This window comes from Duganella guangzhouensis (assembly GCF_009674535.1).
Taxonomy (GTDB): domain Bacteria; phylum Pseudomonadota; class Gammaproteobacteria; order Burkholderiales; family Burkholderiaceae_D; genus Rugamonas; species Rugamonas guangzhouensis.
Genome location: NZ_WKJK01000017.1, coordinates 1 through 17,104, shown reverse-complemented (window position 1 = coordinate 17,104; position 17,104 = coordinate 1). Strand labels below are relative to the sequence as shown.

Annotated in this window: 8 protein-coding genes; 3 read left to right on the top strand and 5 right to left on the bottom strand. The window is 63.0% G+C overall.

All coding sequences use genetic code 11. The annotated features are described in order from the left end of the window. Positions 1 to 4 precede the first annotated feature (4 nt). The gene (locus tag GJ699_RS26005; RefSeq protein ID WP_154381875.1) at positions 5 to 1,240 is read right to left on the bottom strand and encodes a PepSY-associated TM helix domain-containing protein; all 1,236 of its coding nucleotides are present in this window, start codon (positions 1,238 to 1,240) and stop codon (positions 5 to 7) included. Then, complete coding sequence (locus tag GJ699_RS26000) at positions 1,237 to 2,892, bottom strand: cyclic peptide export ABC transporter (RefSeq protein WP_154381873.1); 1,656 nt, start codon at positions 2,890 to 2,892, stop codon at positions 1,237 to 1,239. The genes GJ699_RS26005 and GJ699_RS26000 overlap by 4 nt, the downstream gene beginning before the upstream one ends. 152 nt (positions 2,893 to 3,044) lie before the next feature. Here GJ699_RS26000 and fhuF point away from each other — a divergent pair, with 152 nt between their 5' ends. After that, positions 3,045 to 3,797 (top strand): siderophore-iron reductase FhuF, encoded by a 753-nt coding sequence (fhuF, locus tag GJ699_RS25995; protein WP_154381871.1) that lies wholly within the window; start codon positions 3,045 to 3,047, stop codon positions 3,795 to 3,797. On the opposite strand, the gene GJ699_RS25990 is transcribed toward fhuF, so the two are convergent. Continuing rightward, entirely contained in the window at positions 3,779 to 6,121 is a 2,343-nt protein-coding gene (locus GJ699_RS25990) for a penicillin acylase family protein (RefSeq protein WP_154381869.1), read from the bottom strand. The genes fhuF and GJ699_RS25990 overlap by 19 nt on opposite strands. A gap of 132 nt (positions 6,122 to 6,253) precedes the next feature. On the opposite strand from GJ699_RS25990, the gene GJ699_RS25985 reads away from it, so the two are divergent. Beyond that, complete coding sequence (locus GJ699_RS25985; RefSeq protein ID WP_154381867.1) at positions 6,254 to 7,714, top strand: diaminobutyrate--2-oxoglutarate transaminase; 1,461 nt, start codon at positions 6,254 to 6,256, stop codon at positions 7,712 to 7,714. A gap of 46 nt (positions 7,715 to 7,760) precedes the next feature. Next, on the top strand, positions 7,761 to 9,935 hold the full coding sequence (locus GJ699_RS25980; RefSeq protein ID WP_195763652.1) for a TonB-dependent siderophore receptor: 2,175 nt from the start codon (positions 7,761 to 7,763) through the stop codon (positions 9,933 to 9,935). A 48-nt stretch (positions 9,936 to 9,983) separates the two neighbouring features. Here GJ699_RS25980 and GJ699_RS25975 read toward each other — a convergent pair whose 3' ends face one another. Together GJ699_RS25975 and GJ699_RS25970 are read right to left on the bottom strand one after the other, a co-directional pair. Further along, a complete protein-coding gene (locus tag GJ699_RS25975) occupies positions 9,984 to 16,130 on the bottom strand; it encodes a non-ribosomal peptide synthetase (RefSeq protein WP_154381863.1) in 6,147 nt (2,048 codons plus the stop codon). 3 nt (positions 16,131 to 16,133) lie between these two features. Next, the coding region (locus tag GJ699_RS25970) for a phosphopantetheine-binding protein (RefSeq protein WP_154381861.1) at positions 16,134 to 17,104 on the bottom strand (971 nt) is incomplete at its 5' end.

The window sequence follows — 17,104 nt, the reverse complement described above, 5'->3', positions numbered from 1 at the left end:
TCCCCTATCGGACTGGCAAAGCCAACGATCTGGCGCGTCGCTTTTTCATCCAGATCAGGACTCCCGTGATGCTGAGCGCCGTGGTTGCTAGCCCAATCATGCTAATCAGCGTTTTAATTGGGACACCACCAAGTACACCGCCGATTGCGGCGCGATGCAATAGCGTGATCCAGGACCGTATGGTGTCGCCAGCGGCTGCTCCGCTGGGCAACCAGCGGCCACGGAGTTCACCGCTATTTGCATCGAAGATCAAGCGCGTTACGCCATTGACGCGTGCAACGTCGAGCGAGCTTTTGACGTCGTAGACATACAGCGCGCGGTCGGGAATGTACATCAGCGCATCCTCGCCTTCGATGCTGAAGCCCAGTTGCGCAGCCTGCTGGTCCATCAAGCGCCGCGCCACCGCGCGTGCCGCCCGCCAGTCCAAGCCTGGCCGCAGCTGTGGCTCGGCCAATGGCGGATACGCATCCTCCGATAACTGATGCGCAAACAGACTGGCCATGACCGGTTGATAGACTTCCTTCAGATTGAAGGCAACCCCGCTCCAGGCAATCACCAACAACAAGGCCCAAGGCCACAAGCCGCCGGCGCGGTGCATATCGAACACCAGTTTATGTCCGCCGACCCGACGGATACGCCACGCCGGCCACCAGCGCGCGCCCCACGACTTTGCCGCTGGCTTGCTGGTACGCGGTGGGAACGTCAGCCAGGCGCCGACAAAACAATCCAACGTCCATAGCAGCGATATCACGCCGAACGCATACGTCCCGACGGTGCCCAGCACCAGCGACGTGTGCAGCCGGTAGATAAAGGGCATCCAGTTTTTACGTCCCTGCGCCAGATCTCCCCATTTGCGGGTGCCCAGCAGCTCACCAGTGTAAGGGTTGATGAAAGCCTGATCGTCGCCGATGCTGCCGTCAGCTGCCGGCGGCCGGCGCTTGATCGAGTACATCAGGCTGCGGCCCTGCTCCATGTGCAGCGCGGCGTAAGGCAGTTGCAGGCCCGGGAAATAGGCCAGCATTTTCTCGCGCAGCAGCAGCGCGTCTAGCGGACGCGCGCCGGGCGGCGGCGTCACCAGCATCAACTCCGGCGCGGCCAGCGCTTCCAGCTCGTCGTTCCAGGCCAGCAGCGCGCCGCTGATGCCTGCGATGAGCAGAAAACCCGCCAGCACCAGTCCTACATAACGGTGCAACAGAACCAGCAAACCGCGTTGCGGCAGCAATCGGGCCGACAGCGTCATGCCAGATCCGGCTCCAGCGTCGCGGCTTCACGCATTTGCGGTGCGGCGTGCGTCTCCACCGAAATGACCTGGCCATTTTCCATTCGCACCAACCGGTCGGCCAGCGGGAAGTAGCGGTCGTCGTGCGAAATCACCAGCACGGCCTTGCCCATGGCGCGCAGTTCCGGCAGCACTTCGCGGTAGAACACATCCTTGAACACCGGGTCCTGATCGGCGGCCCACTCGTCAAAGATCAGGAACGGACGGTTTTCAAGGTAGGCGACCACCAGCGCCAGTCGCTTGCGTTGTCCTTGCGACAGCGCGCGGGTGCTGAAGGCGCCCTCTTTGACCTGTACCTTGTGCTGCAAATGCAGCTTGGCCAGCAAGGCATTCGCGCGTGCATCGAGATCGGCGCCGGCGCCATCCAGCAGACTGTCAAACAAATGGAAGTCGGCGAAGATGGCGCTGAAATGCTGGCGGTAGCGGTCGCGCCCTGCGTCATCGATATTTTCGCCGTTGACCAGTATGCGTCCGTCCTCCGGCACATACAAGCCCGCCAGCAGCTTGGCCAGCGTGGTTTTGCCGCTGCCATTGCCGCCGACCAGGAAGGTGATCTGCCCCGGTGCGAAGTCCAGGCGGATCGGCCCCAGCGAAAAGATGTCGTCGTGGACTTCGTGATAGTAGCTATGACGCACACCGTCCAGCACCAGGCTGCGCAGCGGTGCCGGCGGCGTCATGACGGTGGATGGCAGCGACAGTGGCAAATCGTTGGCGATACTCTCGATGCGCCGCGCCGACACGCGCGCCAGATTGATGCGCGGGACATTCAGCAGCAAATTCTCCAGCGGCGTAATCATGTACAGGAACATTAGCGCAAAGCCGGTCATGACGCGGGCGCGGTCCGGCACATCGCCGACCAGCACAAACAACACCAGACCGATAAAGCCATACACCAGGAAATTGCCCCAACTGGCGGACACCACGAAAATCGACATCCCCAGCGTACGCTCGCGGCGTACCGTCTCGATCGAGCGGCCCAGTACCTGCCCGGCAAACACCTCACGCTTGGCCCGGTTGAGGCGCAGTTCCTTGGCGCCGTCCACCAGCGAACGGAAATAATCGAACAGCTTGTCCTGCTCGCGCGCCGCGGTATCCAGATGGCCGATCGCGCGCAAATGCGCCAGATGGTAGCCCAGCGATCCCAGGCCGATCACCACCACTGCCGCGCAAAACACCTGCCATGACAGCCACGCCATGTACACCAGACAGCCCAGCACCACGATGCCATTGATGATGATGGACGGGACGCTGACAAAGAAGTCCGCCACCCGGGCGCTATGCTCGGACAGCGCGGACTGCACGCGCGCACCGCCGAGCGCTTCCAGCTTGCGGTAGTCGGTCGCCACCACCCGTGCCGATATATAGCTGCGCAATTCGGCATGGGCGTGCTGGCTCAGACGCTCAAACAACACGGCCGCAATCATGCGTGCCACCATGGTGCCGACTGCGACAGCGGCAAATATCCAGGCCAAATCAGCGCGTTCGGTGGCGTTCGCGGTCAGCGCCGTGTTCACCTGCACCAGCAAAAAAACGCTACAGGTGCCGGATACGATACTGGCCAGCGCGGCGGCGGTCAGCAACTGGCGGGATTGCCGGATCAGATAAGACAGCATGAAGACCTCAATTAAGCCTCAGTTAACATGAAAATGGCGGATTTCAGGCCCGCTCCGCTTTAGGACGTCTGAGCCAGCCGGATGTTTACTAATTTTTTGACGCCGCCAGCCGTCTAGCTCTCCATGCATGCAATTCACCACCAAGGCCGCCCATGATGAAGGTGCTGGCCCCCATCTTTCGCGGCGAATGGGAACCGTACGGCGCGGCGCTGAGCTGTGCACCGGCGCCGCCGCAGGCGCCGACCTTGGCCAGTCTGATACAACAACCGGCTTTGCTGAAGGCCGTGCTGTCGGATCATGCCCGCCATTGCGGCAGCGACGATCCGCGTCCGGTCGCTTCGGCATGGAGCCGCAGCTATCTGGAAGCGCTGCTGCCACCGGTCATGGTGGCGGCCACGCTGCTGCGTCATCGATTCGAGGTCGCGCCGGAACACATCCGTCTGGAATTCGATGCCGCCGGCGCGGTGCGGCGCTTTTATTTGCCGGATCAGGGCACGCCGTACACGGGCGACAGCTTCGCGCAGCGCTATCACGCCCTGCTTGATCATCACCTGGCGCCGCTGTTTGGCGCACTTGCGGGCATGAGCGGCGTGTCGCTGAAAATATTATGGGGGAACGCGGCACGCTATATCGACAGCGTGCTGCTGCACGCGTCACCATTGGAACCGCAGCTTGGGCTACGGGGATTGGCCGCCAGCGACCGCCATCAGCTGCTGGATAATCCGCAGCGCGCCAATGGCGAGCGCAATCCGCTCTATACCCGCCTGCGCCGCGCAACGCTGATCGAGGACGGCACCAGCATCACCCACACCTTGCATCGCCAGTGCTGCCTGGTGTATCTGATGCCGGATCGCGAGTTCTGCGAGTGCTGCCCGCTGGATCCGCGTTATTCGCGCAAGACCTGAGTGCTGACTGCCGCGCGACGGATTTCCTGCTCCGTAAATGGGAAGCGCAGCCAGTCCTTGCGGACGTAGCGAGCGATGGCCGTATCGGCAGTATCGGCCGCACCGCCATCCAGCGCCCGTTCGCCCTGGCCGTGCGCCAGCAAAGTATGCGCATGCACGCCGTCCGCAGCAAAATACACCACCTGCAAATAGCTGTTGCCATGGGTGTTGGCATCCATCGCATAACCACCGCCGGGCTGGCAGACCACGGTGAAATAGCCGCTGTCATGGCAGCCGCCGTACAGATTCAGAACCTGGGCGCCGTTGTGTACCGTCAGTCTGGCCGACAGCGGTTCATCCAGCCGCCAACCTTTTTTCTCCAACTGTGCGACCGCTCTTTGCAGTGCCTGGCCTACGCGGACCTCACCCGCCCGCACACCGGCCGGCGTTTGCAACGGCGCCTCAGAGGAGAACGGCGTGGCATACAACTCCTGCACCGGGATCTCGTCCAGTTCAGACCAGAAGGCATCCCATAACAATGCACCATGATCGCCAGGATTGGCGCTATCGTTCCAGCGCCTCAGCACCTGGCACGCACGCTCCACATCCGGTGTGGTACAAGCCTGCTCCAGCAAGGGCTGTTTGAATAGCAGGGCCGCTTCATTGCGCGGGTCCAGCGCACTATGCATCAACTGCCGCGCCAGCGCGGCGGGCGTGCCAGCCGTCTGCCGCATCAGCGAAGCCGCCAGCTGATAACCATAGCGGGCGCGCGGCGACAGCGCCTTGCGTTCGCCGCCCAGCACCAGCGGATAGCCTTCCAGCGGTGTCGCCGGTTGCGCCAGCCAGTAGCTGTCATTCATATTGGCGATATAACGTTCGGTCAACAGATTAGGCATGGCGGTGGCGGGCAGCGCACCTTTTTGCACCGCATTGCTGTCACTACGCCAGTCGCACGCACTGCGGCTGCCATCCAGCAGTGGCGTCAAGGGATCGACCGCCGCAAAATACTTCGCCAACGCACCGGAGCACTCGCTGCGCAGCGCATCCGGCACATTCGGCGCCGCGCCCATGTCGGCGTACCAGACACGCGGATCGCCACGGCCAATCGCAGCGGTATTCACCCACGGCGTGGCCGTGCCCCGCTTCTGAATGGCGATGAATTCATCCAGCGAATGCGCTCCACCCCAGTCGAGGAAATTGCTAAAGATACGGAAGTTGTCACTATTGATATCGCGTAGCGCCAGCGCCCGTTGCGCGCCCCAGCCGAATGCCGGATGGCGTCCACCCAGATCGATGATTGGGCCATAGCGGCTGCTGTAATGGACACGACGCACGCTGCCGCCACCAGCCAGCGGCACAACAATTTCACGCTGCTGCATGGCCTCGGACTTGCCGTCCACCAGATAGCGCGTGGGATCGGCCGGGTCCAGCGCCAGTTCAAACAAGCCGAAACGGCGGGCCGCCGACACCGTGTGGCTCCAGGCGATCTGCTGGTTAAAGCCCAGCATCACCACCGGTATGCCAAGGAAGGCCACGCCCGCGACATCGATCTTGCCCGGTATGGTTAGCTGCATCTGGTAGAACCGGTCCGGCCCACCCCAGTACCAATGCGGATTCCCCAGCAGGACGCCATCGGCGCCAGTCGCCTGGCGGCCGAAGGCCATCATATTACTACCCAGGCCGGCCGATTCGCCTATGGTGTGCGACAGCTGGCCGGCCAATCCGCCCAATCCCCCCATTGAGGCTAGCGCCGGCTTGCCGTCAGTCGCAGCCTGTCCCGGCGCCGCCTTGGCCAGTTCGGGAATAAAACGCGCGTAGCCACCGGCGATATTCGCGGCATACATGCGGCGGTAAATATCGGCATCGCTAATCTCCCGTACCCAAGGTTGACGCACGCAGGCCGGTGCCTGCGCCGCAGGCGCGCGCCGGGCTTGCGCCAGATAGCGGTTGTAACCCACGGCATACGCCTCCACCATCTGCCGCAGCGCCTCTGGCTGGGCGGCACGGTAGCGTGCCACCAGCGCATCATCCGCCTCGGCGCGGAAAAACACATCCAATTCCAGATTCGGCGCGCGGCCGAACGTCGCATGGTGCGCCGGCTTGGCCTCGGGGCCAAAATAATAAGAACGCTTCCCCTCGAAGGTAAGGAATGCGTCGGCGAGCGTGCACAGGGCATCCTGCGCCTGTGCATAGCCGACGCCCAAGCCCAGCCCGCGCCAGTCGGTGGCGCGGACGTGGACCACGCCGTCCGTGGTGCGGCGCAACCGCGTCTCGGCCTGCACCGCCGGCGCGGCCAGCAAAGTTATTCCCACGGCCAGCGCGGAGGCCAGCCGTACTGCGTTCATACCCATATTGATCCCTGCATGCTGTCGATCCGCTCAAGACGTTTCATCGCCGCCGGTGTTTAGTGATTAAACAAACGATGTACTCGAACGTCTATGGAGCACTACCTAACGGAGAACTCCAGGAGAACCCCTATGCCCCTACAACCCGCACTGCAAAGCGGCGCATCCGCCGCAGCGCTCGGACGCGACCTGGCCAGCCGCCATCATGCGCTGACCACTCCTTATACCTTTACCCGAAATGCGCTGTTGGAGCGCCAGGATGCCCACGAATCCAGCGCGCGCAGTTATCCGCGCCGCATTCCACTGGCGTTGAAGCGGGCTCACGGCATTTATGTGGAAGACATCGAAGGCCGCGTATTCATCGATTGCCTGGCCGGTGCGGGCACGCTGGCGCTGGGTCATAATCATCCGGTCGTCATCGAAGCGTTGCGCCGGGTGCTGGACGACGGCCTGCCGCTGCACACGCTGGACCTGACCACGCCAGTCAAAGACCGTTTCATGCAGGATTTGTTCGACATCCTGCCGCCATCCCTATCGCGTAACGCCCGTATCCAGTTTTGCGGCCCGACCGGCGCCGATGCGGTTGAAGCGGCACTCAAACTGGTCAAAACCGCGACCGGTCGCGGCACCATGCTGGCCTTCCACGGCGCCTATCACGGCATGACTCAGGGCGCGCTGCAGTTGATGGGGTCACTGGGGCCCAAGAAACCGCTGGGCGGCATTCAGCAAGGCGTGCAGTTCATGCCCTACCCTTATGACTACCGCTGCCCGTTTGGGCTGGGCGGCGATGCCGGCGTCCAGGCGGGTCTGAGCTATCTGGAAACCGTGCTGACCGATCCCGAGGGCGGCGTCCCCGCGCCGGCTGGCATCATCTTTGAAGCGGTGCAGGGCGAAGGCGGCGTGATTCCAGCACCTGCGGCCTGGCTGCAAGGCGCACGGGGCCTGTCGCGCAGCGCCGGCGTGCCATTGATCATCGACGAAGTGCAAACCGGCTTTGGCCGCACCGGCAAATGGTTCGCGTTTGAACATGGCGACATCACGCCGGATGTGGTGGTGCTGTCCAAGGCCATCGGCGGCAGCTTGCCGCTGTCGGTGGTGATCTATCAGCAGGAGCTGGACCTGTGGCAGCCCGGCGCACACGCCGGCACCTTCCGCGGCAACCAGTTGGCCATGGCCGCCGGTTCGGCCACGATTGAACTGCTGCGCCGCGAGGCCATTCCGGAACATGCGGAACGCATGGGCCAGCGCCTGATGCGCGGCCTGCGCCAACTGCAAGGCGTGCACCCGCAACTGGGAGACGTACGCGGGCGTGGCCTGATGGTCGGTGTCGAAGTCATCGATCCGGATGGCGCAAGCAACCGTCTTGGCCACCCCGCCGCCGCCACCGCCATGGCCAAATCGATACAGGCGGAGTGCCTGCGCCACGGCCTGATTATCGAACTCGGTGGACGCCACGGCAGCGTGGTGCGCTTCCTGCCGCCGCTGATCATCACCGAGCAGCAGCTCGATCACGTACTCGACATCTTTAGCGTCGCCGTGCAAAACGCGCGGCGCAATTTACAACGGCCCTTGCAGTCCGCGCTGGCGGCATAAGCGGGCCATCACGATTTATCAACCAGGTATGACTAAAGCATCGCATATGAAAAATAACGACAACCTTCCGCGTCCAAACCACCTACGCCGTAGCGTCCTGTCGCTGTCCCTGCACGCAGCGCTGGCCGGTGTGGCCTTCAGCGGCAACTCGGCCCATGCCCAGCAAGGCGGACCTGCCACCGATGACAAAACGCTGACAACAGTGACCGTCAGCGGAACGGCCATCGCGGAAACCGCGACCGGCAAGGTGGATGGCTACGTCGCCAAGCGCAGCGCCAGCGCCACCAAGACCGACACGCCGCTGATCGAAACGCCGCAGTCGGTGTCAGTGGTGACGGCCGATCAAATTGAGGCGCAAGGTTCGACTTCGCTGCGCGAGGTACTGGGCTATACACCCGGCGTGGGCATCCAGGGCAATGGCTATCGCGATGCAGACAATATCGTGCTGCGCGGCTTCAGCGTAGACAACAGCAGCATCCGCCGTGACGGCCTGCGCTCGCCCAGCAATACCTTCACCGGCACGCAGGAGCCGTTTGGCCTGGAGCGCGTTGACGTGCTGCGTGGCGCGGCCTCGTTGCTGTACGGCGCCGCCGAACCTGGCGGCATCGTCAATCTGGTCACCAAGCGCCCCACCGCCGAAACGCTGCACGAGATCAGCGTGGAAGCCGGCAGCTATCAGCGCAAACAGGTCACCGGCGACTTCGGCGGCGCCCTCAATGAGGATGGCAGCCTGACTTATCGCTTCACGGCATTGAAACGCAATAGCAATACCTTCATCGACTTCGTGCCGGACAACCGCCTGTATGTCGCGCCGGCGCTGACCTGGAAGCCCTCGGCCGATACCTCGATCACCCTGCTGGCGCAATATCAGAAATCACGCTACAACCGTCAATGGGGCGTGGCGCCTGAAGGTTCGCTGCTGTACAACCCGAACGGCATACTGCCGCCCGGCCGCAATCTGGGCGAGCCTACCGATAAAAAGGAAGACACCCACAAAAATATCGCGGTACTGATTTCGCATAAGCTGAACGAGCAGACCAGCCTCAATTTCGCGGCACGCCACAGCGACGCGCTGATGCACTGGAATTACGCCGGCCGCGACTCCTTGCTGGATGACCTGCGCACCCTGACCCGCTTTGCGGTACAGCGCATGGAACACGTTAAAGCGTGGACCGTGGACGCGTATTTACAAAGTGATTTCAACACTGGCGCGCTGGCGCACAAGGTGGTGGTTGGCGTCGATGGCAGCGATGCCGATAACCGCCGCCTGCGCGCCTACCAATTCATCGCGCCACTGGACCTGTTCGCACCGGTCTATGGCGCCAAGCCATATGGTGACGACGGCTCGGATGGTTATCGTCGCAAAGAACGTCTGGTTGGCGTCTATGCGCAAGATCAGATCAAGGTCGACCAGCGCTGGGTCGCTGTCGTCGGCGCGCGCCACGACGACGTCAAGTACCGCAACAGCGATTACTTCGTCACCGACTGGAGCGAAGAGAAAAACAGCGCCACCACCGGCAGCGCGGGCCTGGTCTACCTGGCGGATGGCGGCGTCGCGCCTTATGTGAGCTACAGCCAGTCCTTCCAGCCACAGAGCGATAGCGACCGTCTGGGCAATCGCTTCAAGCCCACCAAGGGCACGCAATATGAAGCCGGCGTGCGCTATCAACCGCCAGGCAGCAACACCCTGCTGTCGGCCGCCTTGTACCAGCTCACCCAAAGCAATGTGCTGTCGCCGGACCCGGTTGATACCGACTACTCGGTGCAGCTGGGCGAAGTGCGTGCGCGCGGCCTGGAACTGGAGGCTCGCACCGACATCAGCCGCGCCCTGCGCCTGATCACCTCCTATACTTACACTGACGCCAAGATCACCAAGGCCAGCGCCGCCGACCAGGCTTCAGTCGGTTCGCGTCAACCGAACACGCCGCGCAACATGGCTTCCGCCTGGGCTGACTATCAGTTCTCGGCTCTGGGCCTGCCTGGTCTGCGCCTGGGCGGCGGCGTGCGCTACGTCGGCTCCACCGTGTCGTCCGGCGAAAATTACCACGTCCCCGCCTACACCGTTGTCGACGCAGGCTTGAACTTCCAGCAGGCACACTGGAAATATGCGCTGAACGTCAAAAACCTGGCTGACCGCAGCTATCTGGCCGAATGCGGCAGCGGCTACTGCAACTACGGCGATCCGCGCCAGGTGCTGGTCACCGCCACCTATCACTGGTAATCAGTATCATCTCAAGACCGGCCGCAGTTTGCACTGCGGCCGGTTTTTTTACGCCTGCCGGACGGCTTGCGCTACCGTCGGCGCCTGCATGAAAGCCGCCAGCGTCAGACGAAGTTGCGGCAGGCGTTGTTCCACCATCTTGATCAGCCGCAGCGCCAGCAGCGAGTGGCCGCCGAGTTCAAAGAAGTCATCGTGGCGTCCTATCCGTTCTACGCCCAGCAGCTCGGTCCACAGCGCAGCCATGGCATGTTCGCTGATGCCTTCCGGCGCAGCATGCAACTTGACGGCATCGCCAACCGTGCTTACCTGACGGCCCGCGATTGCCAGCAACAAGCTACGCAACTGTGCCGCCATGGCCTGGACCGCAGCTGTGCCGATCGACGCGCTCTGATAGGCGTATTCGATACTCAAGGTACTGCCCATGTCTATCGTCAGCGTCAATGGATAATTGACTTCCTCGCGGCTGTTCATGGCGCCGAAGACCAAACCGCCCATGCTATCCTGCCGCAAGGCGCGGTCGACTGGATAGTTTTCAAACACCAGCAACGTATCGAACAGCGATTGGCCAGGCTTCCCGGCCCAGCGCTGGATCTGGTACAGCGGGACTTGCTCATGCTCGCGCGACGCCAGATTCTGCGCCTGCAACGCACGCAGGAATTCACCGAGATCCTGCTGCGCATGCGGTGCCGCCAGCACCGGCAAGGTATTGATGAACAATCCCATCATCTGCTCCACGCCCGCCAGTTCAGGCGGTCGCCCGGCGCTTGTCGCACCAAAGGCCACGCTGCGTCGGCCGGTATGCATTTGCAATAGCAGCGCCCAGGCACCTTGAATCAAGGTGTTCGCGGTCACACGCTCGGCACGCGCATAGTCGGACAAGGATGCGGTGTCGCGCGCATCCAGCACATCATGGTAATAGCAGTAGTCCTGGTTAGGCACTTGTGGGCGGTTCGCCAGCCGCGTAGGCTGCTCCAGCCCGGCCAGCAACCCGCTCCAGTACATCCGCGCCGACCCGTCCAGGGTCCCATTGCGTGCAGCCAGCCAGGCGATGTAGTCGCGATACGGTGGCGGTTCGCCAACTGGCGGCTTGCCAGCATAACGACCCAATACTTCGGTGAGCAGGCGCGAGCTGCTCCAGCCGTCAGACAACAGATGGTGGCGGGTCCATATCACGCGATGGCGCGTATCGCTGACGCGTATCAGCGTCAGGCGCATCAGCGGCGGCTGCGCCATATCGAAGCCGCGCGCCAGATCATCCTGCTCCAGCTGCTCCAGCGCTGGCGCCAGGTCCGCGCGTTCACGCCAGTCCAGTTCTCGCACCGGCAGTTCAGCACTGCGGCTGACCCACTGCAATGGCCCCTGTTCATGCAGAATGAAGCCCGTACGCAGAATCGCGTGTCGGGCCACCGCGTCGCGCCAGGCCTGCGCAAAGCGCGCCGCATCCAGGCCGTCGATATCGACAGCCAGCTGGTTGACGTACGCGCTGCCGGCCGGCGTCAGCATGCGATGGAACATGATCCCGGCCTGCATCGGCGACAACGGGTACAAGTCTTCCAGCTGCGCGGATGGCAGACCAGCGGCATTCAGCTGCTGCTGATTCAGTCCCGCCAATGGAAAATCAGACGGCGTAACCCCGCTTGCGCCGCTGCGGCAATGCGCGATCAGCAGTTGCAGTTGGTCGCGGAAGCTGTTCAGCAGCGCCATCGCGGTCGCATCAGCGTGCAATGCGCGGCTGAACGTCCAGCTCAATTGCAGGCGGCCATCCAACACTATCGCGCCGACATCGAACCAGCTACGGCGCGTGCTATCCGCCGCACGGCTGGTGCCAGCGCTCTCCGACGCCAACTGCCATGGCGTATCCTGGCGCAGCGTCTGGCCAGTCTGGCCAAGATAGTTGAACGTCACTTGCGGTTTTCCGGCGGCGTTACTCAGCATGGCATCACGCGTCAGATAGCGCAACACGCCGTAGCCAAGGCCACGATCCGGCACCTGGCGTAGCCGCTCTTTGACCGACTGTATCAGTGCGCCCGCATCCACAGCAGCGCCTTCCAGCCGTGCCGGATAGAGCGCCGTGAACCAGCCAACGCTGCGGCTCAGATCCAGGCCGTCAAACAAATCCTCGCGGCCGTGGCCTTCCAGTTCGATCAGCACACTGTCACGCTGCGCCCATGTGCACAGTGTGCGCGTCAACGCCGCCAGCAGCAGATCGTTGACCTGAGTGCGATACGCCTTGTGCGCGGCGCCCAGCAATTGCGCGGTCTGTTCGGCATCCAGGTGAACTTGCAAGGTATGCGCATCTGCCAGCGTATTACTGGCGTCTGGGTGGTCGGCGGGCAGCGACGGCTCGGTGGCCGTCAGGGCACGCCAATATGGCAACTGCGTGGTCAGCGACGGACTGCGCGCATATCGGTTCAGCGCGTCGCCCCACTGGAGGATAGTGCTGGTCTTAGCCGGCAATGCGGCGCCGTTCTGCGCGTACAGGGTTTGCAAGTCTTCCAGTATGACGCGCCAAGAGACACCATCGACAATCAGGTGGTGTGCCACTAGCAGCAGGCGGTTTCCGCGTCCGGTGCCGAGCTGCATCCAGACCGCGCGGAACGGCAGATCGAAACGCAGGCTGCGCTGGTATTCCGATGCCACACGTGTCACGGCGGCCGGGATATCTGTTTCGCCACTCAAATCCACGCTACGGAAGATGTCTCCCGCGACGCCAGGCTGCTGCATCCAGCCAGTCGTGCCAGAGAAGAACCGGGTCCGCAGCGCCTCGTGGTGCTGAACCAGCTGCGCGATGATGGCGCCGATGCCCGCAGCATCGACGGCTTCCGGACCAGCCAGCAGTATGGACTGATTCCAATGCGTCGGTGTCGCGAATTCCTGCTCGAAGAACCACTGCTGCACCGGCAGCAGACCGGCGGCCTGCGGTGCCGCTGGTGCAACTGGTGCGGCCGGCAAGGCGACAGGCGGCGTCGCAGTGGCTAAAGGCTGCGCCAGTGCCGCCAGCGCGGCTATCGTCTGCCGCTCCATCAGCTGTTTGGGGGCGATCTTGTAGCCACGCTTGCGGCTGCGCGCCACGATCTGCAAACTCAGTATCGAGTCACCGCCCAGTTCAAAGAAGTTATCATGGCGGCCTACGCTGTCAAGTCCCATCACCTCGCACCAAACCTCGGCCAAGGCCTGCTCCATAACGCCTTGCGGCGCATCGCTTGCTACTGCGGCACGCGCGGGTTCCGGCAAAGCCCTGCGGTCTATCTTGCCGTTGGCGTTGAGTGGCATCGCATCCAGCACCATGACCGCGCTGGGCACCATGTAGTCGGGCAGGCTGTCAGCCAGCCGCGCAGCCAGGGCAGTTCCGTCCAGTTGCTGGCCGGCCTGCGCGACGACGTAAGCATACAAACGGCTGCGGCCATCCTCGCCATCCCGGGCGATCGCTTCGGCGGCGGCCACGCCGGACTGCGACAACAGGGCTTGCACCAGCTCGCGCAATTCCACGCGGTAGCCCCTTATCTTGACCTGATCGTCGACGCGTCCGAGGAATTCCAGCGCGCCATCGTCGAGCATGCGCACACGGTCGCCGGTGCGGTAAATGCACTCGCCCTCTGCAAACGGATGCGCGACAAAACGCTCGGCCGTCTGACCCGGACGCATCTGATAGCCGCGCGCCACGCCGGCACCACTCAGATACAACTCCCCTACGCCACCAATCGGCATGGCTTCCAATTTTTCATCCAGTACCCACACCTGGCTGTTGGGCAGCGGATGCCCCAAAGGCAGGCTGGCCGCTGCGCGGGTGGCAACTTCCGCGCGCTGCGTCAGGATGCCTACCGTTGTTTCGGTGGGACCGTAATGATTCAGCACGCGCATGGCAGGCCGCAGCGCATGCAATTTCTCCAGCAATGGCCAGCGTGTGACTTCGCCGCCGACAATCAGACAATCCGATGGCAGCACGGCAGCCGGATCGGCGGCACTGAGCAGTGCCTGCAGATGACTAGGAACGATCTTCAGCACGCCGACCTGATGACGCGCCATGTACTCGGCAAAACGGTCAGGATCGAAAGCGCGTTCGGCCGAAATCAGGTGCAGCAAACGTCCGGCGCACAAGGCGCCAAATAGTACGGTGTGTCCCAAGTCCGCAGCGACAGTCGATACCATGGCCATGCTGCTGGTGCCTGTGCTCAGGCGCTCCAGAACACCGGCGACGTAATTCGCCAGCGCGCCACGGCTGACGATCACACCTTTCGGCTTGCCGGTCGAGCCGGACGTGTAAATCACATAGGCCGCCTGACCAGGTGTGACTGGCACTGGCGTCAGTCCTGCATTGCTCGCTGGGGCATCGGTATTGAGCGCCAGTCGCGGCACCTCGCTTTCCCATGACGGCAAGTCCGCGTGCAACAGCACCGCGATCTGGCTGTCTTGCGCTTGATAACGCAGGCGCTCTGGCGGCAGCGCCGGGTCCAGCGGCACATAGGCGCCGCCGGCCTTGAAGACCGCCAGCATCCCCAGTACCAGTTCAGCCGAGCGCGGAGCATAGACACCGACCCGGACTTCCGGTCCCACGCTCTGTTCGCGTAATTGCAATGCCAGACCATCACTCAGGCCATCCAGCTGAGCGAAACTGACAACCTGCTCTTCATAACGTACAGCCGCCGCATCCGGCGTTGCGATCACCGCGCGGCGCCAACACGTCAGCACATCATCGTCCAGATCGCGCGACCGCGTCTCCCCGGCACAATGCGCCAGGCCGCGTTCAGGCAGCAGGCTGGCCAGCGCCTGATTGGGCGCGCCGACGACGCGCAGCAGCAGCGTTTCCATCAGATCGGCGATAGCCGCTATCGTTCCGGCATCGAAAATATCGCACGCATAAGCCAGCCCACAAACAATCTCGCCATCCTTGGCGGCAAAGTCCAGGCTCAGGTCAAAGTGCGCCAGTTTGGCCGCGCCGTCGTACACGCTGGTTTCCAATCCGCCGAAACCGGCGACACCAGCCACCTGTTGCTGTTCCGTGCATTTGACCTGAAACAGCGGATGCACGCCCGCCTCGCGCCGCACTTGCAGCGACGATACCAGCAGATCGAACGGACAATCCGCATGCGACTGCGCATCCAGCACCGTGGAGCGCACCTGTTCCAACAGATGATCGAAGCTGGCGCCCAGATCCACGCGCGTGCGCAGCACCAGAACATTCAGCAGATAGCCAAGCAGATTTTGCGTTTCCGCGCGCTGGCGGTTGGCGACCGGCGAACCAACCGATACATGCTGCGCGCCGCAAAGATGGGCAAGCGTCAGCTTCAGCAACGCGAGCATCACGATAAAGCGCGTGCAGCCATGTTTTTCGGCCAGCGCCTGAACTGCGATAGCGCTCGCGCCGCGCAACACGAAAGCATGGCGCGCCGCCGCATCGGAACGTTCACGCGGACGCGCGCGATCGAGGGGCAATGCCAGCGGCGCATGGTCGCCACCCAACTTGGTCTGCCAGTAAGCCAATTGGCGATCAAGCTCTCCCGCCGCCGCCCAGTCGCGCTGCCACAACGCGTAGTCGGCAAACTGGATCGGCAAATCAGGCAGCGCAACGGCGGACTTTCCCGCGTGCGCCGCATACAAGGCGCCCAGATCGCGCATCAGCACGGAGGCGGACCAACCATCGGCAACAATATGGTGAACCACGATAGACAGCCAATGCGTTTGCGCGTCCAGTTTCAGCAAACGCACGCGCCATACCGGGCCGGATTCCAGATCAAACGGCGTGCTGGCGTTTTCCGCGACCAGTTCAGCGGCGCGCGCCAAGCGTGCTTCCGCTGCCAGCACCGACAGATCGACGATCTCCAGTGCGTTCCCGCTGCCAGCCACAATCAGCTGTTCGGCATCATCATCAGCCGTCGCGCGGAATACGGTGCGCAAGACTTCATGCCGCTCCGCTAACGCATCGACAGCGCTGGACATGGCGGCCACGTCGAGCGCACCGCGCAGCACCAGCGTGCCTTCCATATTGTAGGCCGCGCTGGTTGGCGCGAGACGCCATGTCAGCCATAGGCCGCGCTGAGCATGAGACAGCGGCAGCGCTCCAGTGCGAGGCGCTTTCACGATCGGCAGTGCAGCGACATCGACACCTTGTTCGGTCAATCTTTGCAGCAGAACCTTGCGCTTCTCTGCGGGTAAAGCGGCAACCCGCTCGGCGAGTTGGAGTGGATCAAATTGCATATATCAGGATTCCAGTTCTGCGAGTAAGGCATCGATTGCCGCGAGATCGCCATTGGCGCTGCCATTCAAGCCTTGCAGCGCGGGGATGGCGGCCAGCGCTGCAATCGTTGGTGATTCGAACACGGTACGCAGCGGTATGCTGACACCATGGCGCTGGCGCAGTTCCGCCGCCAGCTTCATGACCGTTAGCGAATGTCCGCCCCGCTCAAAGAAATTGTCATGACGGCTGATGCGTTCGAGGTCCAGCACTTCCGACCAGATCGCGGCCAATGCCTGTTCCGCCGCGCCTTGCGGCGCTTCGTAACGTTGGCCGGCATCCCAGTCTGGTGCCGGCAGCGCTTTGCGGTCGATCTTGCCGTTGGCATTCAGCGGCAACGCGTCCAGCACGGTCAACGAGGATGGCACCATGTAGTCTGGTAGTTGCGCGGCCAGTACGGCGCGCAGTTCCTGTGCGTCCGGCGCTGCACCAGGTGCGCCTGCGACGTAGGCGGCCAGCATCTGGCTGCCACCCGGTGCGGCCAGTGCGACCACCACTGCGGCCGATACGTCCGGCAGTGCCAGCAAGCGCGCTTCGATCTCGCCCAGTTCAATGCGGAAGCCGCGTATTTTCACCTGATGGTCGGTACGACCCAGATACTCCAGCTGGCCCGCACTGTTCCAGCGCGCCAGGTCGCCGGTGCGGTACAGTCGCCCGCCCGCGTCGTCAAACGGGTCCGCCACAAAGCGCTCCGACGACAGGCCGGCGCGGCCCATGTAGCCACGTGCCAGCAGCGGGCCGCCGATATACAGCTCGCCCGGCACGCCCGGTGGCGTCAGCGACAGGTTCGCATCCAGCACATGGCAATGACGGCCAGCCAGTGGCCGGCCTATCGGCATCTGTGCCGGCAGCGGCAAGTCGCCTTGCAGGTACGCCGCGCAGTCCTGAACCACCGACGTGATGACGGTTTCGGTCGGGCCGTAGCTGTTAATCAGCT

What these genes read in the sequence shown, in the direction of transcription:
- GJ699_RS26005 (WP_154381875.1), bottom strand. Translation starts at nt 1,240, where the DNA reads ATGACGCTGTCGGCCCGATTGCTGCCGCAACGCGGTTTGCTGGTTCTG.
- GJ699_RS26000 (WP_154381873.1), bottom strand. Translation starts at nt 2,892, where the DNA reads ATGCTGTCTTATCTGATCCGGCAATCCCGCCAGTTGCTGACCGCCGCC.
- fhuF (WP_154381871.1), top strand. Translation starts at nt 3,045, where the DNA reads ATGATGAAGGTGCTGGCCCCCATCTTTCGCGGCGAATGGGAACCGTAC.
- GJ699_RS25990 (WP_154381869.1), bottom strand. Translation starts at nt 6,121, where the DNA reads ATGAACGCAGTACGGCTGGCCTCCGCGCTGGCCGTGGGAATAACTTTG.
- GJ699_RS25985 (WP_154381867.1), top strand. Translation starts at nt 6,254, where the DNA reads ATGCCCCTACAACCCGCACTGCAAAGCGGCGCATCCGCCGCAGCGCTC.
- GJ699_RS25980 (WP_195763652.1), top strand. Translation starts at nt 7,761, where the DNA reads ATGAAAAATAACGACAACCTTCCGCGTCCAAACCACCTACGCCGTAGC.
- GJ699_RS25975 (WP_154381863.1), bottom strand. Translation starts at nt 16,130, where the DNA reads ATGCAATTTGATCCACTCCAACTCGCCGAGCGGGTTGCCGCTTTACCC.